This window comes from Actinomycetospora sp. CA-101289 (assembly GCF_050955895.1).
In the GTDB taxonomy this organism is placed as follows: Bacteria; Actinomycetota; Actinomycetes; order Mycobacteriales; family Pseudonocardiaceae; genus Actinomycetospora.
Window position 1 is genome coordinate 1377951 of sequence record NZ_CP192093.1, and the last position, 21121, is coordinate 1399071.

Genomic DNA, 21121 nt, shown 5'->3' on the forward strand with positions numbered 1-21121 from the left:
CGAGTCCGACGGGAACGAGGCTTACGACCTGGTGCGCCGACTCGCAATGCGCGGCCGCGCCGCGTACGACAGCTTTCTCACGCCAGCGCCCCTTTGGGGAGGTGGAATAGAACAGTCAGATTAGACGGCGGGTCGCAAAAGTCATCGCCCGCAACCCTCGCCGCGATCGCCGCCGTTATCTCGGCGCTGGCGGCGTTGGCCGGAATCTTGGTCTCCGTCTCCACATTCTCCGCAACCTCTGACCAGGCGCTGCAGGCTCAGTTCGCGGATCGCTATACACGGGCTGTGGCGCAGCTGGGGGAGCCGGCCGTGGACGTTCGAATTGGAGGGATCTTCGCCCTCCAACGGCTCGGGATCGACTCGCCCCGCGACCAGCCGACCGTCGTTACCGTGCTGTCCGCGTACGTTCGTAACCACCTACCGTTCGCAGACAGCGCGTGCCTTGCCATCGACGCAGAGGCTCGTCGCTCAGGATTCCCGCCGCTCCTCCCGAGCGATGTGGCGACCGCGATCGACGTGCTGGCCCGACGCGACCGCGACGATGACGGAGGCGCCGTGGCCAACTTGGCTGGAGTGTGTCTCCCGGGCTCGATCATTCTCCGGGGCCGTGACTTGAGCCGATTCGACCTGGGGTTCGCCAACCTCGATGACGCCACGCTCGACGGCACAGGGTTTCGGGGCGATTCGCTGGTCGGGGCCGTCCTGCTGCGGGCCGAGTTGCGCGGCGCCGACTTCACCACGGCGAACGTCGATCGGTCTTACCTCAGCGGCGCGAGGAACGTTGACCTCTCGGGGGCCGTCGGCACGCCGTCCGCTCCACCCGGCGGCAGCTAGGCGAATCCGTGCTTCGTTCTTCCGCACCAGTCGAGCAAGAATCAGAACCAGGCCTGACACAACGTGCGGAGGCGGGTCAGTCGGTGGGCACCCGCTCGAGGTCGGTCCCGTGCAGGGCGAGGAGCTTCGCCATCGCGTCCGTGTCGCGGTCCCGGATGGCGGACGCCATGCCCTCGTGGACGTCCAGGGCGTGGGCGACGAGTTCCTCGCGGGGTTCGACGAAGGCCGCGCGCACGACGCCGGCGCGCAGCAGCGCGACCACGGTCTCGTAGAGCCCGACGACGACCGTCGGGCCGGCGGCGTGGGCGATCGCGGTGTGGAACTCAACGGTGGCGCGCATGTAGGCGGCGGCGTCGTCGGTGTGGCGGCGCATGTCGTGCAGGGCCGACTCCATGGCGCGAACGTCGTTCGGGCCGGCGCGGTCGACGGCCAGCACGGCGAAGGTGTCGTCGAAGAAGGTGCGGGCCTCGAACAGCTCTCGGGGATTGCCCACCGCAGTGGAGAACCACAGATCGATCGCGCCGAGGCGCACCTGGGCGGGCTGCTGCGCCACGAACACCCCGCCGGAGGGCCCGGGCCGGACGGTGACGATGCCGCGGTCGCGCAGCAGGCGCAGCGCCTCGTTCATCACCGAGGGGCTCACGCCGTGGCGCTCGATCAGCTCGGTCCGCAGCCCGAGGTGGTCGCCGGTGGCGGCGCCCGAGGTCGCGATCTCCTCCTGGATGGCCTCGGCGACGGCCTCCGCGCGCGAACGTCCGCGGCGTACCTCGGGGCCGTCGGTGGGACGGGTCATGGCGCCTCCTGATCAGAAGTTGACGAACTTTAGCGCAACCCGGCGGCTGTCAGACCGCGTAGGCGGAAACCTCTTGCCATTGTTCATAAAGGTTTTCTATGGTCGGCCAGGTCACACCGCGTCGAGGCGAGGAGGTCGGCATGGGTCTGGTCGACGTCCACACGCACGCCGTCGCGCCCGACCTGGCCGCGCCGGCCGACGCGCTGCCACACCCGTGGGTCACCGTGCGCCGCGAGAGCGCGACCTCGGCCGCCATCCACGTCGGGGACCGGCGGTACCGCGCGATCGACGAGCGCTGCTGGTCGGCGGAGGCCCGGTTGCGCGACATGGACGCCGAGGGCGTGGAGGTGCAGGTCGTCTCGCCGATCCCCGTCACGCTCGACCACGGCGCCCCCGGGATCGGGGCGGCCGAGCAGGCGCGGGCGCAGAACGACTTCTTCGCGGCGCTCGTGGCGCAGGCCCCCGACCGGTTCCGCGCGCTCGGTGCCGTCCCTTTGCAGTGCCCGGAGCTCGCGGTCGCGGAGCTGCGGCGCTGTGTGCTCGAGCTCGGCTTCGTCGGCGTCGAGATCGGCACCCGTATCGGGTCGCTCGAGCTCTCCGACTCGAAGTTCGGCCCCTTCTTCGACGCGGCCGACCAGCTCGGCGCCGTCGTGCTCGTGCACCCGGTCGACGAGACCCTCGATCCGAGGCTGGCCGCGGCCGGCCTGGCCTTCGGGGTCGGGATGCCCAGCGAGACCGCGGTCGCCGGCGCCGGACTGCTCACCGCCGGTGTGCTCGCCGCGCGTCCGAACGTCCGCGTCTGCCTCGCCCACGGCGGGGGAGCGCTGCCCGCGATCCTGCCGCGCGTCGCGAAGGGACAGGCCCTCGCCGGCTCCGAGCCCACCGTTCTCGCCGCCGCTCGCGGCCTCTGGTGCGACTCGCTGACCTACGACGCCACGAGCCTCGCGCTGGCCCGCGAGCGCTTCGGCGCCGACCACGTCGTCCTCGGTACCGACTACCCCTTCGCGGCGCGCGAGGCGCCCGCCGGGGCCGTGCTGCACGAGCTGGGCCCCGAGCTCGCCGCCCGGATCGGGCGCACGAACGGCCGGGCCCTGCTGACCCCCGTCCCCGAGAAGGAGACCCGATGACCGCGACCACCGACGTGTCCGCCGGCCGGTACGCCGACGTGCGCGGCGTCCGCACCCACTTCCACGACGCCGGCACCGGCGAGCCGGTGATCATGCTGCACGGCTCCGGTCCGGGCGTCTCGGCCTGGGCGAACTGGCGGCTGAACCTCCCGGTGCTGGCCGAGCGCTTCCACGTGCTGGCCCCCGACATCGTCGGGTTCGGACACACCGAGCGCCCCGAGCACGTGCGCTACTCGCTGCGCACCTGGACCGACCACGTCTGGGACTTCGCCGACGCCCTCGGTCTCGAGCGGTTCTCGCTGGTCGGGAACTCCCTGGGCGGTCGGATCTCGCTCGAGATGGCCGCCGAGCGGCCCGACCGCATCGCGCGGATGGTGCTGATGGGCTCGCCCGGGGTCGGGATGACGATCACCGACGGGCTCAAGGCGCTGCGGGCCTACGAGCCGTCGCCGGAGAACATGCGGACCCTGCTGCGGACCAACTTCGCGGTCGACCCCGACCTCATCACCGACGACCTCGTGCGCGATCGCTACGAGGCCAGCGCCGCCCCGGGCGCCCACGAGGCCTACACCGCCATGTTCAACGACCCGCGCCACGCCGGCGGCGAGCTGGGCATCACCGAGGAGCAGGTCCGCGCCACGGTCACCCCGGCGCTGCTCGTGCACGGCCGCGAGGACCGCGTGGTCCCGGCGCAGGTCTCGCACTCGATGGTCCACCTGCTGCCCGAGGCCGACCTGCACGTCTTCGCCCGGTGCGGCCACTGGACCCAGATCGAACGGGCCGACGAGTTCAACGCCCTCGTCGGCGACTACCTCGGGAGGGCGTCGTGACGCTGCTCAACGATCGCCCCGTCCTCGGGACGGGCTCGCGGCTCGTGGTCGAGGAGCCCGACCGGTTCCGGGTGCACCGCGACTCCATGACCTCGGCCGAGGTGCTCACCCAGGAGCAGCGGAAGATCTTCGACCACAACTGGCTCTACGTGGGCCACGAGTCCGAGATCGCGAACCCGGGCGACTACGTCCGCCGCCGCGTCGGGGGCCGGCCGCTGTTCATGGTCCGCGGGGTGAAGACCGGGCAGGTGAACGTCTTCCACAATTCCTGCACCCACCGCGGAGCGGTCGTCTGCCGCAAGGACCAGGGCAACGCGAAGGTCTTCCAGTGCTTCTACCACGCCTGGACCTTCGACTCGGAGGGCAAGCTCTCGGGTGTCCCCGACCGGGACGCCTACGCCGGCGGGCTCGACTTCGAGGCGCTGGGCCTGGCCCGGGCCGCGCGGGTGGAGAGCTACCGGGGCTTCGTCTTCGCCTGTTACGACCCCGACGTCGTCGGGCTGGTGGAGTACCTCGCGGGCGCCAAGGACTACCTCGATCTGATCATCGACGCCGCGCCGGCCGACATGGAGATCGTGAACGGCAGCCAGCACTACGGCATGGACGCCAACTGGAAGCTCCTGGTGGAGAACTCCATCGACGGCTATCACGCCGTCTCCACCCACGACACGTACTTCAAGTACCTCGTCGCGCTGGGCACCGACCTCTCGGTCGGGGTCAAGGGCACCTCGCGCGACCTCGGCAACGGGCACGCGGTCCTCGAGTACGAGGCCCCCTGGGGGCGGCCGGTGGCCAAGTGGGAGCCCTTGTTCGGCGAGGACGCCCGCCCGTCGGTGGAGGGACTGCGCCGCGATCTCGTCGAGCGGTTCGGGGAGGAGCGCGCGCACCGCATGGCCGACCTCAACCGCAACATGCTGATCTACCCGAATCTGATCGTGAACGACATCATGGCGCTCACCGTGCGGACCTTCGTGCCCACGGCGCCCGACAAGATGGAGATCTCGGCCTGGGAGATGGCCCCGCGCGACGAGCAGCCCGACGTCCGCCAGCGCCGCCTCGACAGCTTCCTGACCTTCCTCGGCCCGGCCGGCTTCGCGACCCCGGACGACATCGAGGCCCTCGAGTCCTGCCAGCTGGGGTTCACCAGCGGCGGGGTGGAGTGGAACGACATCTCGCGCGGGATGGGCCGCGAACCGCTGGCCACGGACGAGGCCCAGATGCGGACGTTCTGGCGTCGGTGGCGCGACGACATGGACCGCGAGCGGGGAGCAGTGCGATGAGCGCCCCCGCGCGCATGCGCACGCCCACCCGCGCCGAGGTCGAGGACCTGCTCTATCTCGAGGCCGAACTGCTCGACACCTGGGACCTCGACGCCTGGCTCGCGCTCTACACCGACGACTGCCGCTACGTCGTCCCGGCCACCGACACCCCCGACGGAGATCCCTCGACCGACCTGGTCCTGGTCGATGACGACCGCCTGCGCCTGCGTCTGCGGGTCGAGCGGCTGCTGAGCCGCAAGGCCCATCGCGAGTACCCGCACTCCGCCCTGCGTCACCTGGTGACCAACGTGCGGGTCGGTGCGTCGGAGGGCGGCGAGGTGGAGGTGCGCGCCTCGTTCGTCGTCTACCGCTCCCGCAACGGCAAGGACACGGTGTTCGTTGGGGGCTACACCTACCGCCTCGTCGAGATCGACGGAGAGCTCCGGGTCCGCTCCAAGCGCGTGGTGCTGGACATGTCGTCGCTGCGCCCGGCCAACGACGTGGCGGTCATCCTCTGATGGGGCCCCTCGCCGGGCGCGTCGCGGTGGTCACGGGCGGGGCGACCGGGATCGGGCACGCCATCGTCCGGCGCCTGGCCGCCGACGGGGCCGCGGTGGTCGTCGCCGGTCTCGGGCAGGCCGAGGTCGACGAGGCCGTGAGCGCGATCGACGGGGCCGCCACGGGCTTCGTCGGGGACCTCGCCGTCGCCGGAACCGCCGAGGCGCTGCGCGACCTCGTGGTCGCGCGTTTCGGTGCCGTCGACGTGCTGGTCAACAACGCCGGGGGAGGGGTGATCCGGCCGACGCTGGAGCACACCGAGGAGACCCTGCGCGCGACGATCGACAACAACCTGTGGACCACGCTGCGCTGTTGTCTCGCGTTCCTGCCGACCATGCGCGGGCGCGGCTACGGACGGATCGTCAACATCGGCGCGGAGTCGGTCCGCAACGGCCTGACCGACCACGCCGTCTACAACGCCGCCAAGGGCGGTGTCCACGGCCTGGCCGTCGGGCTCGCCCGTGAGTTCGCGGGGACGGGCGTGACCGTCAACGTCGTCGCGCCCTCCTACACCCGCACCGACGCGCTCGACGCCGCGCTCGCGGCGGGCACGGTCCCCGACCGGATGCGGCGGGTGGTCGACGACGCGGTGGGGCTCATCCCGCTGGGCCGGCCCGCGGAGGTCGACGAGATCGCCGGCGCGGTCGCCTACCTGGCGCGCGACGACGCCGGCTTCGTCACCGGGCAGGTCCTGAGCGTCAACGGCGGAAGCAGCATGAACTGAAGGAGAACGACATGGCCGACTTCCTGGGTCTCGGACTGACTCACTACCCGCTGCTCGCCGGCACCGATGAGCACATGGCCGGACTGCTGCGCTGGACCCTGGCCGACCCCGACGTCCCCGAGGCGGAGAAGGACCCTGCGTCCTGGTCGCCGGAGATGCGTGCGGAGTGGGGCGACGACCAGGGCCGGACGGCAGCCGCCGGGCACCGCAAGGCCCTTGTCGAGAACCTCGCCCGCTGCCGCGAGGCGCTCGACGCCTTCGCCCCCGACGTGGTCGTCGTCTGGGGCGACGACCAGTACGAGAACTTCCGCGAGGAGGTCGTCCCGCCGTTCTGCGTGCTGGCCTACGACGACCTCGAGGTCCACCCGTTCTCCCTGATGAACGAGCGCGGCAGCCCGAACGCCTGGGGCCTGCCCGACGACATGACCTTCACCCTGCGCGGCAACCGCGACTGGAGCCGCACGCTCGCCGACCGGCTCATCGGCGACGGCTTCGACATGGCCTACAGCTACCGCAAGCGCGAGGGCTCACACTTCCCGCACGCCGTCGCCAACACCCAGCTCTTCCTCGACTACCCCCACGCGGGCACCGAGTTCGACCTGCCGATCCTGCCGATCACCGTCAACTGCTACGGCCAGCACGCCATTGCCCGCCGCGGCGGCCTCGCCCGGTTCGCCGAGATCGAGACCGAGCAGCTCGACCCGATCGGCCCCACGCCGGCCCGCTGCATGCAGCTCGGGGCCGGGGTCGCCCGGGCCCTGCGCGGGGAGGACCGCCGCATCGCGCTGGTCGCCTCCTCGAGCTGGTCGCACGCGTTCCTCAACGACAAGGACTGGCACCTGCGCCCCGACACCGCCGCAGACCTCGAGCTCTACGAGGCCCTCGTCGCGGATGACCGCGACCGGTGGCGGCGGACCACCGGCGCGGAGATCGTCCGCGACGGCCAGCACGAGATGCTCAACTGGTTCTGCCTGCTCGGCGCTGTCGAGGAGCTGGGGATGGACCTGTCGTGGTCGACGATGGTCACCACCGACGTCTTCAACTCCAACAAGTGCTTCGCGGTCTTCGAGCCCGCCACCGTCACCCCCGCAACGTGAGGGACGCCGTGTCGACTCCGAACGACACAGCCACCGGCACGGCTGTCAGCGCCGCCGCCGACCGCCTGACCGCTGCCGGGACGAACCGTGCCCCCTGCCCGCCGGTCCGCGATCTCATCGGTGGCGACGACGTCGACGCCGCCAACGGGCGGCCCAGGGCCCGTTCGGCCGGACGATCGCGCACGGCCTCCGGACCCTCTCGCTCTTGCCCGTGCTCCTGACGGGGCTCTACCGCATCGAGAACGTGCGCATGGGCGCCAACCACGGGTTCAACAAGGCCCGCTTCCCCGCGCCCGTCGCCGTCCGGTCCCGGGTCCGGGCCACCGCGGCGATCGCCGAGGCGACGCGCTCGACGGACGTTACAATTCTCCGCTCTGAGTAGGCAGAACGGCTCGCCGGTAATGAGCCTCGCTGCGTTCTGGCATCGTGCAAGATGGCGCAGCGCTCAGCAGTCCAGACGCTGCTCCAATAACGAAAAATGTGTCATCGGCGCACTGATACCGCGATCACGCGAATCGTCGCTTCGACCGTATGTCGCCCGGTGGCAAGACCGTCACCGGGTGGGGCTCAGTGCCGGGCAGTCCACGAGTTCGGTCGCCGAGCTCCCGCACCTGGAAGCGAAGGGGTGACGGTCGTCGTCGGTCCCGCCCTGCGGTTCGAGGCGCCCGGCACCGCCGAGCAGTCAGCTCAGGCCGAGTGCTCCGGCCAGGCGGCGCAGGTGGGGAAGGAGGTCGTCGCCCTCCGCGGTGAGGATCTGGGCGCAGACGTGGTCGGCGCCGGCGGCGAGGTGCTCGTCGAGCCGCGTCGCGACGGACTCCGGCTCGCCGTGGGCGACGAGGGCGTCGATCAGGGCGTCGCTGCCGCCGTCGGCGATGTCGTGGTCGGTCCAGCCGAGGCGCTCGAGGTTGCTGACGTAGTTGCGCAGCCCCAGGTAGGGCTTCTGCACGGCGGGGCGGCCGATGTCGCGGGCGGTGGCCGGGTCGGGGTTCAGGACGACCTTGTTCTCCGGGGCGAGCAGGGCCGCGTCGCCGAGGATCTCGCGGGCGCGGCGGGTGTGCTCGGGCGGGACGAGGTAGGGGTGGGCCCCGGCCGTGCGCTGCGCCGAGAGCCCGAGGACCTTGGGGCCGAGCGCGGCGAGGATCCGGCGGTCGGCGGGGACGTCGGCGGCGTCGAGGGCGTCGAGGTACTCGACGATCGTGGCGTAGGGCTTCTGGTAGTCGCGGTTGGCCTCGGGGTGGCTCACGCCGACGCCGAGCAGGAAGCGGCCGGGGTGCTTGGCCTCGAGGCGGTGGTAGGAGGCGGCGACCTCGTCGGCCGGGGTGGACCACATGTTGACGATGCCGGTGGCGATCACGAGGTTCTCGGTGGCGCCGAGCAGCGACTCCGCGAGGGCGAGGTCCCCGGGAGGGGAGCCGCCGATCCAGATGGTGCCGAACCCCAGCGACTCGACCGCGCGGGCGAGCTCGGGGTCGAGCTGACCCGCCCTCTGCCAGATGCCGTACCGGCCCAGGTCCATCGTCATGAGTGCTTCCTCCTACTGTCGGGGTCGGTCGTCGGGGTAGGGACGTGGTGGCCTTCGTCCACGTGACCGGAGACTCCCTCCGGTTACCGTACACGGAGACCTTCTCCGGTACTGCCCGGGCTCGGGGGCCGGCTCGGCGCACTCGGGGAGAGACCCCGCAACGTTCCCGTCGCTGCCCCCGATCAGCCGGGGCCACCGCGACCACCGATTCGACCGGACGCCCGACCCCGCCGGTTGAGGGACGGGTCATCGCGGCAGGGGGACGAGCGAGCGGGAGAGCCGGGACCCGTCTCTTTGTCCTCCTGCAGACATGGACGTATCCTCCGGTTAGTGACCGAGGAGGTCGGATGATGGCCCGATCGGAGACGACCGTGCCGAAGGTGCGCGCTGACGCGGAGCGCAACCGGCTGCACATCCTCGAGGTCGCGGAGGAGTTATTCGCCGAGCACGGGGTGAGCGGTCCGATGCAGGACATCGCCCGGCGAGCCGGTCTCGGACCGGGCACCCTCTACCGGCACTTCCCCACCCGCGAGGCCCTGCTCGCGGCGCTCCTGCAGGCCCGTTTCGAGGAGTTGGACGCCCGCCGGGTCGAGATCGAGGCCGAGCACGCCGATCCTCTCGCCGCGCTGGAACTCTGGTTGACCGCGCTGGGTGGCTACGTGACGGTCTTCGACGGCCTGCCCGGCCCCCTGCGGGAGGCGCTGAGCGAGACCACCTCACCGCTGGCCATGACCTGCGAGTGGCTCGTCGAGACCACCGGGACCTTCCTCGCCGCGGCCCAGGCCGCCGGCAGCGCCCGCCCCTGGGTGCGCGACCGGGACCTCGTCCTCACGGTCCTGGCAACGGCGTGGGTGAGTGACGCACTGTTGGCCGACGAACGGTCGGGAGACGGTCTGCGCGCCATCGTGCGCGAGGGGTGGCAGAGCCCCTCCCGGGCCGCGGAGTCCTCTCCGAGGTCCTGACCCGAGAACGTCGCTGAGCTGCGGTCGGCGTGCCCGCCGCCGAGCTCGTCAGGCCCGCGCATCCGGTTCCCTCCGGCGCCTTGGTGTGCTCGACATCCAGGCGTCGTTGTCGCCTCGATCACGCCCTCGACACCCTCGTTGACAAGACGGAGACACCCTCCATATCTTCGTGAAGTCAAACGGACACTGCTTCCGTTCCATCCGGTCCGCCGGATCACCTGCTGACACCAGCATGTTCCTGCGTCCATCGCCGACGGCCACCGCCGATCGAAGGCCCTGCCCTGTGCGGTGCCGGCCGGTCCGGTGGCCCGGGTCCGACCCGTGCTCCGCGCCGACGCGGCGGGCACGTCGCTCTGATCGATCTTCTACCGACCTCTCGAGACAGCGAGCACACACGTGGCCGTCCCGGACACATCCACTGAAGCTTCCGCCCCGGCACCGGTGACCCCCTCCGGTGACCGGCTCCCCCCCGGCACCGCCCTGGTCATCGGGGTCCTGATGGTCTCGACGTTCATCGTCTTCCTCAACGAGATGCTCCTGGGCGTCGCGCTGCCCACCCTGATCGTGGACTTCGGGGTCAGCCCGGGTACCGGGCAGTGGGTCACGACCGGCTTCCTGCTGACCATGGCCGTGCTGATCCCGGCCAGCGGATTCGTGATGCGGCGGTTCAACCTGCGGACGGTCTTCCTGGTCGCGCTGTCGCTGTTCATCGTCGGGACGACGCTCGCCGCGATCGCGCCGGCGTTCGGCGTGCTGGTGGCCGGCCGGATCGTCCAGGCGTCCGGCACCGCGGTCTTCCTGCCCCTGTTGATGAACACCACCATGAGCCTGGTCCCCGTCGGTCGCCGCGGTCAGATGATGGCCATCACGACCGCCGTGCCGTCCGTGGCGCCGGCTCTCGGCCCGGCGCTGTCCGGTCTCGTGCTCTCCACCCTGAGCTGGCGCTGGCTGTTCATCCTCATGCTGCCGGTCGCCGTCGCCGCCCTGGTCCTGGGGGCGTGGAAGCTCCGCAACATCGGCACCCCGGAGCCGGTGACCCTGGACCTGCCGTCGTTGCTGCTGTCCGCGATCGGGTTCGGCGCGCTGGTCTACGGACTCTCCCTGATCGGCGAGGCCTCGGCCGGGAACGCCCCGATCTCGCCGTACCTGCCGATCGCGGTCGGACTGGCGGGCCTGGTGGCGTTCGTCCTGCGACAGGTCCCGCTGCAGCGTCGCGATCAGGCGTTCCTGGACATGCGGATCTTCCTGCGGAAGCCGTTCACCCTGGCGCTGTTGATGATGGTGTTCATCGCGGGGAACGGGATCGGTCTGCTGGTCGTGGTCCCGCTGGTGCTGACCAACGTCACCGGCCTGAGCACCCTGCAGCTCGGCCTCTTCCTGATTCCCGGCGGCGCGGCGATCTCGATCGTGGCTGCCCTGAGCGGCCGGGTGTACGACCGCCTCGGACCGCGCCCGCTGGTGATCCCCGCAGCGATCATCTGGGTGGCCGTCCTGGGGTTCCTCAGCCAGGTGGACGAGAACACGAGCGTGGTCACGCTGTTGGTCGCGTGGCTGGTGTTCACCAGTGCGATGGCCGCGATGTGGACGCCGCTCACGACCAGTGCGATGGGCGCTCTGCAGGCCGAGCTCTACCCGCACGGCACCGCGGCCTTCGCCACCGTCCAGCAGCTCGCCGGAGCCGCGTTCGGGGCGGTGTTCATCTCGGCCTACACCATCGGTTCCGGTGCCCGCGACGCCGGCGTGCTCGACACGGCCCAGGCCACCGACGCCGGACAGGCAGCCTTCATGACCGCCTGGGTCGTCGGACTGGTCGTGCTGGTGGGCGCCTTCTTCATCCGTCGGACACCGGATCCGGACGCCGACGGCCCGGTCCCTGCCGCATCGGCCGCCGCCCGGAGCGCCCGCCGCGCCGACGGGGCGCTGACCGAATCCGGCCTGACGAGGGGTACGGCATGACCGACAGGAAGCTCGTCCTCGGGATGGGCATGATCGACGGATACGGCGGCCTGCACGGCGCCTGGCGGGCGCCGCACGTGGACCCCGGGACCTACGCCGACGTCGACGCCACCGTGCGTCACGCGAGGGCCGCCGAGCGCGGCCTGTTCACGTTCCTGTTCACACCCGACTTCCCCGCCGTCCGCGGCGACGTCGAGCACTCGACGATCAGCAACCTCATGGACCCGCTGATCGAGCTGACCGCCGTCGCGCGCGGGACGACGACCATCGGGTTCGTCGCGACCGGGTCGACGACCTTCCAGGAGCCGTTCACCACGGCCCGCCAGTTCAAGGCCCTCGACATCGTGAGCCACGGCCGGGCCGGCTGGAACGCCGTGACGACGAGCGATCCTGCCGTCGCGGCCAACTACGGACGACCCGTCGCCGACCGCGGCGAGCGGTACCAGCGCGCCCACGAGGCGATCCAGATCGTCCAGGCGCTGTGGGGCAGCTGGCAGGAAGACGCGTGGATCCAGGACCAGGCCGCGAACCGCTTCATCGACCCCTCGAAGCTGCAGCCCGTCAACCTGCAGGGCCGCTACGTCGCCTCCCGGGCCCCCTGGCCATCCCACCCTCGGAACAGGGTCAGCCCGTCGTCTTCACCTCCGGCGGCCCCAGCCCCCACCTCCTGTCCATCGCCGGCCGCTACGCGAGCGGCTTCATCGCCGAGGTGTGGACGATCGAGGGGCGCGCGCCCAGCGCGAGCTCGTGCGCACCGCGGCGCGCGAATCCCCGGCGGTTCGACGAGCCGCTCACCCGCGAGCAGCTGGCCTCCGCAAACGCCTCACCCCGAGACCCGCGGTCGTCGATCGCTCTGCAGGTGGCACGCGAGGGGTGGTCCCCCCGCGACGTCCTCGCCCACGGCGTGATCGACTTCCATCCCACCGTCGTCGGCCCGGGGAAACTCCACGCCGACCACCTGCAGGAATGGTTCGAGGCGGGAGCCGCCGACGGCTTCTGGGTGACCCCCGACATCTACGAGGACGGCATCGACGCGTTCGTCGACGAGGTCGTACCGATCCTGCAGGAACGCGGCATCTATCCCACCGAGTACCCGGGCAGGACCCTGCGCGCGAACCTCGGAGTCCCGCACCACTACGGACCCGACCCGCGCACCGGCGGAGGTGACCAGTAGCCGGAGTCGGCCGTGCTCACTCGCGGAGCAGGCGGGCCCGAGCGGCGTCGAGGAACTGCTCGGAGATCGGGTCTCCCGCGGTGGCGCGCGCGAGTACCTGGGCCCCGACGAGGGTGGCGAGCTCCGCCAGGGCCTCCGGGTCGTGGCGGCCGGCCCCGGGCATCGTCGGGACCGCGCCTACGGCCTCCCCGGACCGCAGGGTGTGCAGGGTGTCGACGAGCCGGGTGACGCCCGCGACGTAGGTGTCGTGCAGCGGATCGTCGGGTCCGCGGCGGGCGACGTCGGCGGCCAGCGCGACCCCGGCGCACCCCTCGCCGGGGTGGTCGCGGTGCGCGGTCGACAGGTACTGGGCGACGAAGCGGGCTCGGGCCGTCGCCGGGTCGGTGTCGACGAGGTCGTCGAGCACCGCCGACCGCTCCGCGAACGCCCCGGCCCCGGCCTCCGCGAGCAGGGCCTCCTTCGAGGCGAAGTGCTTGTAGAACCCGCCATGGGTCAGCCCGGCCGCGGCCATCACCTCCGGCACGCTGACACCGTCGGCGCCCTTCTCCCGGATCAGCCGCCGGGCCTCCTCGAGCACTCGCTCGTGGTTCTCCGCCATCTGCTCCCGCGATGCCCTCGGCATGGCCCCTCCCCGTCCGACCCTCGGGGCCAGCCTATTGACACGATAGATGATGTGCATACTCTATCGTCGATCCACAGGCTCTTGGACGGGAGAAGCAGATGACGGACGTCGCCGGAGCGGTCGCGGTGGTCACCGGAGGGCGGCGGGGGCTGGGCGCCGCGTTCACCGCGGAGCTCCTCGAGCGCGGGGCCGCGAAGGTCTACGCGACCGCGCGGCGCCCGCAGCCCTCGTCGGACCCGAGGGTCGAGGCGGTCGCGCTCGACGTCGTCGACGACGAGTCGGTGCGCGCCCTCGCCGAGCGCGCCGGTGACGCGACGCTGGTGTTCAACAACGCCGGCGTCCTGTTCCCGGGCGCGCTGCTCAGCGGCTCGATGGACGACGTGCGCTCGACGTTCGAGACCAATGTCCTCGGTGCCCTGCGCGTGGCCCGGGCCTTCGCGCCCGTCCTCGCCGCCCACGGCGGTGGGGCCCTCGTCGACCTGCACTCGCTGCTGTCCTGGGGTGCCGGGGCCGGGGCCTACGGCGCGTCGAAGGCAGCGTTGTGGTCGATCACCAACTCGCTGCGCCTCGAGCTCGCCGGGCAGGGCACCCACGTCGTCGGGGTCCACCTCGGCTTCGCCGACACCGACATGGTCGCGGCGATGCCCGGGGAGAAGCTGTCGCCGGCCGAGGTGGCGACGAGGGTCCTCGACGGGATCGAGAAGGGCGAGGACGAGATCCTCGTCGACGACGTCTCGCGGCACTTCAAGGCCGCGCTGTCCGGGCCGGTGGAGGGCCTGACCGTTCCGCTCGGCGGGTGAGACCCACGTCCCGCACGCCTCACCGTCCCAGGAGGAACCATGCCGCTCTGGTCGATCTACCACTCGCCCGGCGTCTACACGGCCGAGGACAAGCAGAACTTCGCGAACGACGTCACGGGCATCTACACCGGGATCGGGCTCCCGCGGTTCTACGTCGTCGTCGGCTTCCACGAGGTCGACCCGGAGAGCCTGTTCATCGGCGGGGAGAGCGCCGACGCCGCGGTCCGGATCGTCATCGACCACATCGCCCGCCACAGCGCCGCCCCGGAGGACCGGCGGCGGATCGGCGACACGATCAGCCGTGTCGTGGCGCCCTATACGACCGACCGCGGCCTGCACACCGAGTTCCACGTCGACGAGACCCCGCAGGACCTCTGGATGATCAACGGGACGTGGCCACCGCCCGGCGGCAGCGACGGTGAGAAGCTCTGGGCCGAGAAGAACGCGACCGTGCCCTACTGACGAACATCGGAGCGCCGGAGGCCGGCTACTCCGCCAGTGAGGTGCAGCAGGAGTCGGGGGGGCGTGGCCGGGAGGATGGCCGAGCAGCTGCGCGAGTTGGCCGAGCAGCTCGACGCGAGCGGGTGGGCCGCCGAGTTGCTCGACCACCGGTGGCAGCTGGTCTGGATGTCGACCGAGCCCAACGGTCCCTACCTGCTCCACGGCGCGGGAGCCGACGCGGAGCAGTTCGCGGAGGACCTCGACGCGGAATCCGCGATGTTGCTCCGGGCCTGTGACCCACGTCCGGCTCCGCCCGCCTGGGCCTCGACGGTCGACTTCGCCCGCGACGAGTTCTTCGGACGGTTCAGCTATCTCACGCAGCGGGTGCACGCCGACACGGGCGAGCTGCTGGGCTATCTCGTCGTCTACACCCTGGACGTGCCCGCGAGCACCGCGGCGCTGCTGCTGCGGGGCGATCGTGCGACGCACGAACGCATGGCGATGCTCGTGCACCCCGGGCAGCGGTCGTCGGCGGTCCTGTTCGCCGACCTCGAGGCCTCCGGGTCGCTGTCGCGACAGCTCCCGAGCTCGGTCTACTTCCGGCTGGTCCAGGAGATGAGGACGGCGATGGAGGCGGCCGTGTCCGCGGGAGGAGGAATCGTCGGGAAACACGCCGGCGACGGGATCAGCGCCCTGTTCCTCCCGAGCAGCTGCACTCGGACTCCCGCGCGGCCCGCGTGGCGCTGGAGACGGCGCGTGGCCTGCCCGGTGCTATCCGCGAGGTCACCGGCAGGCTGACCGCCCTGGGCGCCGAGATGAACGAGGCGGCGCGGATCGAGCAGTGCGCCGCCGGGGGACAGGTGCTGGCGTCGAAGGCGCTGGTCGAGAGGCTCGACGAGCACGACACGGCGTTGCTGGGGCTCGATCCCGCCCGGGTCGTCTACCGGGCCGTCGCCGACATCGAGGGCGTCGACGAGAAGGCGAAGCGCGACGCGGGCTCCGTGGCCGTCGCGGACCTGCTCTGACCCGCCGTCAGCGGGAGCGGGCGGCCAGCAGCACGCTCCACCACACCTCGACGAGAGCGGCGACGGCGGTGTCGTCGTCGAGGCCGGTCTGTCCGCGGACGGCCTGCTGGTAGCAGGTGCGCTCGTTCATCCAACAGAGGGCGGTGGCGGTCGCGGTGGCCTCGTCGGCGCCGAGCCCCTCGGCGTGGAGCCGGTGGCGGGTGCCCGTGATGAAGCGGCCGATGACGCCGTCCCAGTACGCGGCGATCTGCTCGTCGTAGCTGGCGGCCTCCACGACTGCTCGTACGAGCACGGCGTGGCGCCGGATGGTCCCCAGCAGTCCTCGGAGCGAGGCGGTGAGCTCGTCGCGTCCGACGGGACCGTCGCCGGCGAGGAACGGGCCGATCGCGGCCAGTCCCTCGCCCGCGGCCTCGTCGAGCAGGGCGAGCAGCAGCTCACGGCGGTCCTCGAAGTGGGCGTAGAACGCCGTCCGTGTCCGGCCGGCCCGCTCGGCGACCCGGCGGACGTTGAGGTCGGCGAACGACGAGCCCTCGGTGAGCAGCGCCTCGGTCGCGCGCAGGAAGGCGTGCTCGGTGGCGTGCCGCCGTGGGTCGTCACGACTGCGCTTGTCCAGGACGCCCACAGCCCTACCCTAGCGCCGATGCATGACGGCTTGTAGTGACACTGTGTCTGTCTTAGGCTGCGGCGAGGCCGGGGTCCGCCGGTCGCTGTATGGAGGAGCTCGCCCATGGACGTCGAAGCCGGCCGGTACACCGCGAACTACCCCGACGACTTCGTCGTGTTCTTCATCGGGATGCGCATCAACCACTGGTGGCGGGTGACCGAGTGGGTCCCGGTCATGTGGTCGGCGTTCGGGATGGTCCGGGAGCTGCGGGCGATGCGGGACTCGCCGCTGCTCGAGTCCCGCCTGGTGCTGTCGGTGGGGGACTGGCGCCTGCCGTTCTTCGTCCAGCACTGGCGATCGGTCGAGGACCTCGAGGGTTGGGCCAACGACAAGGACCGCTCCCACAAGCCCGCCCAGCGGGAGTTCTTCCGGCGCACCGCCTACAACGGCCACGTCGGGGTCTGGCACGAGACCTACCGCGTCGCCGCCGGTCAGTTCGAGGCGATCTACGCGAACATGCCGCGGATCGGCCTCGCCGCCGCCGGGGAGTACCGCCCCCTGGGGGCGACGTCCCGGCTGCAGGACCGCATCGGCGACACCGAGGCGAACTGATGCGCCGCCCCCGAACCTCGTGATCTCGCGGGCGCCCGGAACCGGGCTCCCCCGCTCCGCGCACGTCCGTCGCGGTCTGACCCGACCACCGCCGAGCGGTGTCACCGACAGGAGTTCGACGATGACCGGTGCTGATTTCGTGACCATCGACGCGCTCGAGCGTCCGCGGCGGGCTTCCTGCGCTGGCGGCGGACGGTCAGGGCGGCGCTCGCCGGCGGGATCGACGGGCTGCGCACGGCGAGCGTGAACCACGCCAACGACGGCACGCACAGGATCGTGCCGCGGCTGCTGCCGTCGAGCTGCGCGCTGGTCGCGGCGTGGGACTCACCGGAGGCGGCGCACGCGGCGTGGGACGGCCCCCTACGGGCGGCGCTCGAGAGCCACGGCCACTTCGGGATGGACGGTGAGATCGCCCGCGTCCGACGCAACGACGAGCACGACGACTGGCACGGCTGGAACCCCTCGGCCGAGGGCACCGAGCCGGTCGCGAAGGACGAGCCGGTGGTGGTGGCGGTGCACAGCGTCCTGCGTCCACGCCACCTGCCGGGTTCCTGCGCAACAACGTCCACGCCGCGAGCCGCGCCGCCCACCATCCCGGCCACCGCGGCAGCATGGACGTCTCCTCGGCGCTGCCCTTCGAGCACACCTCGATCAGCCTCTGGACGACCCGCGCGCAGGCCGAGGACTACGCCTACTCGCCAGGCGGCCACTCGTTCGCCATGAAGCACGCCCTGTCCGCGCAGACCCACCGCGTGGGCGTGTTCCTGCGGATCCGTCCGCTGGCCGCCTCCGGCGCGCTCGGCGTCGATACTTCGGCCTTCCCCTCGTTGCCCCCGATCGGCCGGGGGCCCCGGCCGCGAGGCCCAGAGCTGATGAGGCGGCACTCGCTGGACCGCTGCTCTACGGCGCCCCCATCATCGAACGCTCCGGGATCAGCCTGGCCGAGCAGGCCGCCCTCACCCTCAGTGCGCTGCGCAGCCCACGCGGGGCCGCCGCGAGCGCTCTGCGAGGGATTTTCCAGAGCCACACCACCTGGCTGGCCGCCGATGCCGCCCGCCACGAGATCCGCGAGCGCTGGGCGCGGTTCTACGAGGACTTCGACGTCCTGCTGCTACCGGTCACCCCGACCGCGGCGCCGCCCCACCACGGCGACGACCTCAACCGCGACGCGCGCCACATCGACGTCGACGGGGGGCGGCGCTCCTACTGGGACCAGATGTCGTGGAACGCCGTCGCCAACGTCGCCGGCACCCCCGCCACGACGATCCCCGTGACGAGCACCGCCTCCGGGCTCCCGGTCGGAGTCCAGGCGATGGGAGCCGCAGGAGACGACCTGACCACCATCGAGTTCGCCGCGCTCCTGGGCGCGGAGCTGCAGGGCTATCGCATCCCGCCGGGCGCCGGGACGAGCAGCGCGCTGACCGGCTGAGGTCCGTCCTCCCTGCGATCGACCGGACAGACCAGGTTCTTGCTCTTCAGCGGATCCCCACTGCGGCCCGCCATCTCGGCTCTCGTCGGCGAGGCGGCGCACCGGAACCCGAGAACGTTCACCAGGTCGGAGCGCCCAGCTCCGACGCGTCGAGGTAGCGGGCAGCGAGATCGGTCGCGACGTGCGTGACGTGATCGAGGATTGCCTCACTGCTCGCGGAGATCATGCCGGCCTGCCAGGCGGTGAGCACCTCGACGAAGCCGCCCACGCCGAGCAACGTGGTCATCCGGAGCCCCTCGGCAGACGCCCCTGGGCGCAGCACCGGGGTGGCGAAGTCGACGAGTAGGTCGGTGAAGACGCGCAGGATGTCGCGCCGCCGCTGTTCGAGCACGGCGCTGCCGGCGTTGTCGCCGAGCAGGATGCGGGTCTGCTCCGGCTCGGTGCGCGTCGCATCGAGGACGGCGGCGATCGCGGCGCGGAGGCGGGCGATCGGCGGCAGGTCGACGCTGCTCACCATCGCCGCCACGACCAGGGCCACGACCCGATCGCGCAGGTGGTCCCACACGGCGACCAGCAGAGCGTCACGGTCGGCAAAGCTCTCGTAGAAGTACCGGTCGACGAGCCCGGCGCGGGCGCACACCCCGCGCATGGTCACCGCGGCCCACCCCTGCTCGGCCCATATCTCCATCGCGACAGCGATGAGACGCCCGCGGCGCTCGGCACGGCGCTCGTCGGCCGTCCGGCCGGCGTAGATCCCGCTACGGCTGCGCGTCACGACCACATCTTGACGCACGGGCCCGCGTCCGTGAATCTGATGGCATGCGCCTTCAGGGAAGTCGCCCGCCTGCAGATGGCGAGCGCCCCTCCTGCGCGGCGGTGTTGACGACGACGTGGCTCCGGTGGACGACGCGTCCCGTCGTCGAGTTGCTGCCCGACACCCCCGCCGGGATCCGTGGGCCCGCTGGCTCGTTGCAGGCTTCCTCGCCGCCGTCGGCCCTGCCGAACGCGGGGCCCGCTTCGTCCCGGTGGACGTCGCGACCGGAGCGGGACGGGTGCGCGGCGAGTGGGCGCTGCCCGCGGGGGCCGAGGGTCCCGCCCGTCTCGACGAGGGCGTCCTGCTGTACCTCCACGGCAGCGCCTTCGCGGTGGCCTCCGCCCGGACCCACCGCGGCATCACGTCCCGGCTCGCGACCGCGACCGGCCGCCCCGTCTTCGCCTGCGACTACCGGCTCGCGCCGACGCACCGCTTTCCCGCCGCCGCGCAGGACGTGGCCGCGGCCCACGCCTGGCTGGTGGCGCAGGGAGTCGACGCGCGGCGGATCGTCGTTGCCGGCGACTCGGCCGGCGGCCACCTCGCGGTCGACCTCGGGGCGACGCTGCGTGACGCCGGTGAGCAGCTCCCCGCGGGCTTCGCGCTGTTCTCGCCCCTGATCGATCTCTCGCTCGATCGCGCTCGACACCGCGAGCGCGCAGTCATGCCCGACCCGATGCTCTCGGCCGACCGTGCCGCCCGTCTACTCGCGCACCACCTGGGCGAGGCCGACCCGACGTCGCCGCGGTTGCGGTTCGACGCCGCGACCGTCCACGGTCTCGGGCCGTTCCTGATCCACGCCGGCGGCGCGGAGATGCTCGCCGACGACGCCACACACCTCGCCGACCTCGTCCGCGCGGCGGGAGGTCGGGTGCAACTGCGGATATGGCCCGGCCAGGTGCACGTGTTCCAGGCCCTGTCCGCGGTGCTCCCCGAGGCCTCCGTCGCGCTGGCCGAGGCGGCCGCGTTCGTCCGAGTCTGCCTCGACGAGCAGCCGGCCACGGACGTCCGCGCGATCGCAGGCGAGGTGGCGGCACCGTGACGGCCGGGTGGTGGCCGTGGTGGCCCCAGCGGCCGATTCTCGGGGGGTCGCGCGGGGCCGACGCCGTGGTCACCGGCGCCGGCAGTGGGCTCGGGCAGGCCTTCGCACTCGAGCTCGCCCGGCGCGGCGGACGGGTGCTCTGCGCCGACGTCGACGAGGTCGCGGCCGAACGGACGGTGGCCCGGATCGCCGCCGTGGGCCCGGAGCGGTCGGCAGCCCTGGCCCGGCGCTGCGACGTCACCCGCCTCGAGGACGTGATCGAGCTCGCCGCCGCGGCCGATTCCTGGTTCGGTGGCCCGCCGTCGCTGGTCGTCAACAACGCCGGTATCGGGGCGGGCGGCACGCGCATCGGCGAGGACACGCTGGCCGACTGGCACGCGACGCACGCGGTGAACTTCTGGGGTGTCGCGTACGGCTGCCACGTCTTCCTCCCGCGGCTGCGACGCGCCGGTGGCGGCGGTGTGCTCAATGTCGCCTCGGCCGCGGCCTTCGGCGCCGCACCACGGATGGGCGCCTACTCGACGAGCAAGGCCGCGGTCGTCTCGCTCTCGGAGACTCTGGCCGCCGAGGTCTCGGGCACCGGGATCCGGGTCAGCGTGTTGTGCCCGACCTTCGTGCGCACCGGCATCGTCTCCTCCAACGGTGGGCGGATCGACGGCGGCGCGTCCGCCCTCGCGACCCGCCTGATGGCGTTGACCGGTCGCGATCCCGACGCGGTCGTCCGCACGGCGCTCGACGCGCACGACGCGGGCCGCCTCCACGTCGCGCCACAGATCGAGGCCCACCTGCTGTGGCTCGCCAAGCGCGCGTTCCCCGGCCCGTTCACCCACGCGTCCGGTCTGTTCGTCCGCCTCGCCGAAGCCGTGGCTACCACCGCCGACACCACCCGAGGAGCCTGA

Annotated in this window: 25 protein-coding genes; 20 read left to right on the forward strand and 5 right to left on the reverse strand. The window is 72.0% G+C overall.

What is annotated here, in order from left to right; all coding sequences use genetic code 11:
- Positions 1-285: 285 nt before the first annotated feature.
- Complete coding sequence (locus ACQPX6_RS06865) at positions 286-834, forward strand: pentapeptide repeat-containing protein (RefSeq protein ID WP_433786404.1); 549 nt, start codon at positions 286-288, stop codon at positions 832-834.
- Positions 835-910: 76 nt separating this feature from the next.
- Here ACQPX6_RS06865 and ACQPX6_RS06870 read toward each other — a convergent pair whose 3' ends face one another.
- Positions 911-1627: a FadR/GntR family transcriptional regulator gene (locus ACQPX6_RS06870; protein WP_433786405.1), complete on the reverse strand. Its 717-nt coding sequence runs from the start codon at positions 1625-1627 to the stop codon at positions 911-913.
- A 140-nt stretch (positions 1628-1767) separates the two neighbouring features.
- On the opposite strand from ACQPX6_RS06870, the gene ACQPX6_RS06875 reads away from it, so the two are divergent.
- The 7 genes from ACQPX6_RS06875 (at position 1768) to ACQPX6_RS06905 (ending at position 7604) form a co-directional block, all read left to right on the forward strand.
- Positions 1768-2754: an amidohydrolase family protein gene (locus ACQPX6_RS06875; RefSeq protein WP_433786406.1), complete on the forward strand. Its 987-nt coding sequence runs from the start codon at positions 1768-1770 to the stop codon at positions 2752-2754.
- Positions 2751-3584: an alpha/beta fold hydrolase gene (locus tag ACQPX6_RS06880; RefSeq protein ID WP_433786407.1), complete on the forward strand. Its 834-nt coding sequence runs from the start codon at positions 2751-2753 to the stop codon at positions 3582-3584. The genes ACQPX6_RS06875 and ACQPX6_RS06880 overlap by 4 nt, the downstream gene beginning before the upstream one ends.
- Positions 3581-4864, forward strand: a complete 1284-nt coding sequence (locus ACQPX6_RS06885; protein WP_433786408.1) for an aromatic ring-hydroxylating oxygenase subunit alpha — start codon at positions 3581-3583, stop codon at positions 4862-4864. The genes ACQPX6_RS06880 and ACQPX6_RS06885 overlap by 4 nt, the downstream gene beginning before the upstream one ends.
- Positions 4861-5361 carry an aromatic-ring-hydroxylating dioxygenase subunit beta gene (locus ACQPX6_RS06890; protein ID WP_433786409.1) on the forward strand — a complete coding sequence of 167 codons (501 nt, stop codon included), beginning with the start codon at positions 4861-4863 and terminating at the stop codon, positions 5359-5361. The genes ACQPX6_RS06885 and ACQPX6_RS06890 overlap by 4 nt, the downstream gene beginning before the upstream one ends.
- Complete coding sequence (locus ACQPX6_RS06895) at positions 5361-6125, forward strand: SDR family NAD(P)-dependent oxidoreductase (RefSeq protein ID WP_433786411.1); 765 nt, start codon at positions 5361-5363, stop codon at positions 6123-6125. The genes ACQPX6_RS06890 and ACQPX6_RS06895 overlap by 1 nt, the downstream gene beginning before the upstream one ends.
- A gap of 11 nt (positions 6126-6136) precedes the next feature.
- Positions 6137-7222, forward strand: coding sequence for an extradiol ring-cleavage dioxygenase (locus tag ACQPX6_RS06900; protein ID WP_433786412.1), 1086 nt, complete (start codon positions 6137-6139; stop codon positions 7220-7222).
- A 94-nt stretch (positions 7223-7316) separates the two neighbouring features.
- Entirely contained in the window at positions 7317-7604 is a 288-nt protein-coding gene (locus ACQPX6_RS06905; protein WP_433788206.1) for a MaoC/PaaZ C-terminal domain-containing protein, read from the forward strand.
- Positions 7605-7904: 300 nt separating this feature from the next.
- Here the strand turns inward: ACQPX6_RS06905 and ACQPX6_RS06910 are convergent, their stop codons facing one another.
- On the reverse strand, positions 7905-8744 hold the full coding sequence (locus tag ACQPX6_RS06910) for an LLM class F420-dependent oxidoreductase (RefSeq protein WP_433786413.1): 840 nt from the start codon (positions 8742-8744) through the stop codon (positions 7905-7907).
- Positions 8745-9124: 380 nt separating this feature from the next.
- On the opposite strand from ACQPX6_RS06910, the gene ACQPX6_RS06915 reads away from it, so the two are divergent.
- The 4 genes from ACQPX6_RS06915 (at position 9125) to ACQPX6_RS06930 (ending at position 12836) form a co-directional block, all read left to right on the forward strand.
- On the forward strand, positions 9125-9706 hold the full coding sequence (locus ACQPX6_RS06915; RefSeq protein ID WP_433786414.1) for a TetR/AcrR family transcriptional regulator: 582 nt from the start codon (positions 9125-9127) through the stop codon (positions 9704-9706).
- Positions 9707-10147: 441 nt separating this feature from the next.
- Positions 10148-11662: a DHA2 family efflux MFS transporter permease subunit gene (locus tag ACQPX6_RS06920; RefSeq protein WP_433786416.1), complete on the forward strand. Its 1515-nt coding sequence runs from the start codon at positions 10148-10150 to the stop codon at positions 11660-11662.
- Positions 11659-12570, forward strand: a complete 912-nt coding sequence (locus ACQPX6_RS06925) for an LLM class flavin-dependent oxidoreductase (RefSeq protein WP_433786418.1) — start codon at positions 11659-11661, stop codon at positions 12568-12570. The genes ACQPX6_RS06920 and ACQPX6_RS06925 overlap by 4 nt, the downstream gene beginning before the upstream one ends.
- Positions 12567-12836: a hypothetical protein gene (locus ACQPX6_RS06930; RefSeq protein WP_433786419.1), complete on the forward strand. Its 270-nt coding sequence runs from the start codon at positions 12567-12569 to the stop codon at positions 12834-12836. The genes ACQPX6_RS06925 and ACQPX6_RS06930 overlap by 4 nt, the downstream gene beginning before the upstream one ends.
- 16 nt (positions 12837-12852) lie before the next feature.
- On the opposite strand, the gene ACQPX6_RS06935 is transcribed toward ACQPX6_RS06930, so the two are convergent.
- Entirely contained in the window at positions 12853-13458 is a 606-nt protein-coding gene (locus ACQPX6_RS06935; RefSeq protein ID WP_433786421.1) for a TetR/AcrR family transcriptional regulator, read from the reverse strand.
- 98 nt (positions 13459-13556) lie between these two features.
- Here ACQPX6_RS06935 and ACQPX6_RS06940 point away from each other — a divergent pair, with 98 nt between their 5' ends.
- The 4 genes from ACQPX6_RS06940 to ACQPX6_RS06955 all read left to right on the forward strand — a co-directional run bounded on the left by ACQPX6_RS06940 (position 13557) and on the right by ACQPX6_RS06955 (position 15724).
- On the forward strand, positions 13557-14258 hold the full coding sequence (locus ACQPX6_RS06940; RefSeq protein WP_433786423.1) for an SDR family oxidoreductase: 702 nt from the start codon (positions 13557-13559) through the stop codon (positions 14256-14258).
- 39 nt (positions 14259-14297) lie between these two features.
- Positions 14298-14720: a tautomerase family protein gene (locus ACQPX6_RS06945; protein ID WP_433786424.1), complete on the forward strand. Its 423-nt coding sequence runs from the start codon at positions 14298-14300 to the stop codon at positions 14718-14720.
- 63 nt (positions 14721-14783) lie between these two features.
- Entirely contained in the window at positions 14784-15497 is a 714-nt protein-coding gene (locus tag ACQPX6_RS06950) for a hypothetical protein (protein ID WP_433786426.1), read from the forward strand.
- A gap of 17 nt (positions 15498-15514) precedes the next feature.
- On the forward strand, positions 15515-15724 hold the full coding sequence (locus ACQPX6_RS06955) for a hypothetical protein (RefSeq protein ID WP_433786427.1): 210 nt from the start codon (positions 15515-15517) through the stop codon (positions 15722-15724).
- A gap of 7 nt (positions 15725-15731) precedes the next feature.
- Here the strand turns inward: ACQPX6_RS06955 and ACQPX6_RS06960 are convergent, their stop codons facing one another.
- The gene (locus ACQPX6_RS06960; RefSeq protein WP_433786429.1) at positions 15732-16346 is read right to left on the reverse strand and encodes a TetR/AcrR family transcriptional regulator; all 615 of its coding nucleotides are present in this window, start codon (positions 16344-16346) and stop codon (positions 15732-15734) included.
- 105 nt (positions 16347-16451) lie between these two features.
- On the opposite strand from ACQPX6_RS06960, the gene ACQPX6_RS06965 reads away from it, so the two are divergent.
- Complete coding sequence (locus ACQPX6_RS06965; protein WP_433786430.1) at positions 16452-16940, forward strand: DUF4188 domain-containing protein; 489 nt, start codon at positions 16452-16454, stop codon at positions 16938-16940.
- A 403-nt stretch (positions 16941-17343) separates the two neighbouring features.
- Positions 17344-18369 (forward strand): amidase family protein, encoded by a 1026-nt coding sequence (locus ACQPX6_RS06970; RefSeq protein WP_433786432.1) that lies wholly within the window; start codon positions 17344-17346, stop codon positions 18367-18369.
- A gap of 118 nt (positions 18370-18487) precedes the next feature.
- Here the strand turns inward: ACQPX6_RS06970 and ACQPX6_RS06975 are convergent, their stop codons facing one another.
- Complete coding sequence (locus ACQPX6_RS06975) at positions 18488-19144, reverse strand: TetR/AcrR family transcriptional regulator (protein ID WP_433786433.1); 657 nt, start codon at positions 19142-19144, stop codon at positions 18488-18490.
- A 250-nt stretch (positions 19145-19394) separates the two neighbouring features.
- On the opposite strand from ACQPX6_RS06975, the gene ACQPX6_RS06980 reads away from it, so the two are divergent.
- Positions 19395-20222 (forward strand): alpha/beta hydrolase fold domain-containing protein, encoded by an 828-nt coding sequence (locus ACQPX6_RS06980; protein WP_433786434.1) that lies wholly within the window; start codon positions 19395-19397, stop codon positions 20220-20222.
- A complete protein-coding gene (locus ACQPX6_RS06985) occupies positions 20219-21121 on the forward strand; it encodes an SDR family NAD(P)-dependent oxidoreductase (RefSeq protein ID WP_433786436.1) in 903 nt (300 codons plus the stop codon). The genes ACQPX6_RS06980 and ACQPX6_RS06985 overlap by 4 nt, the downstream gene beginning before the upstream one ends.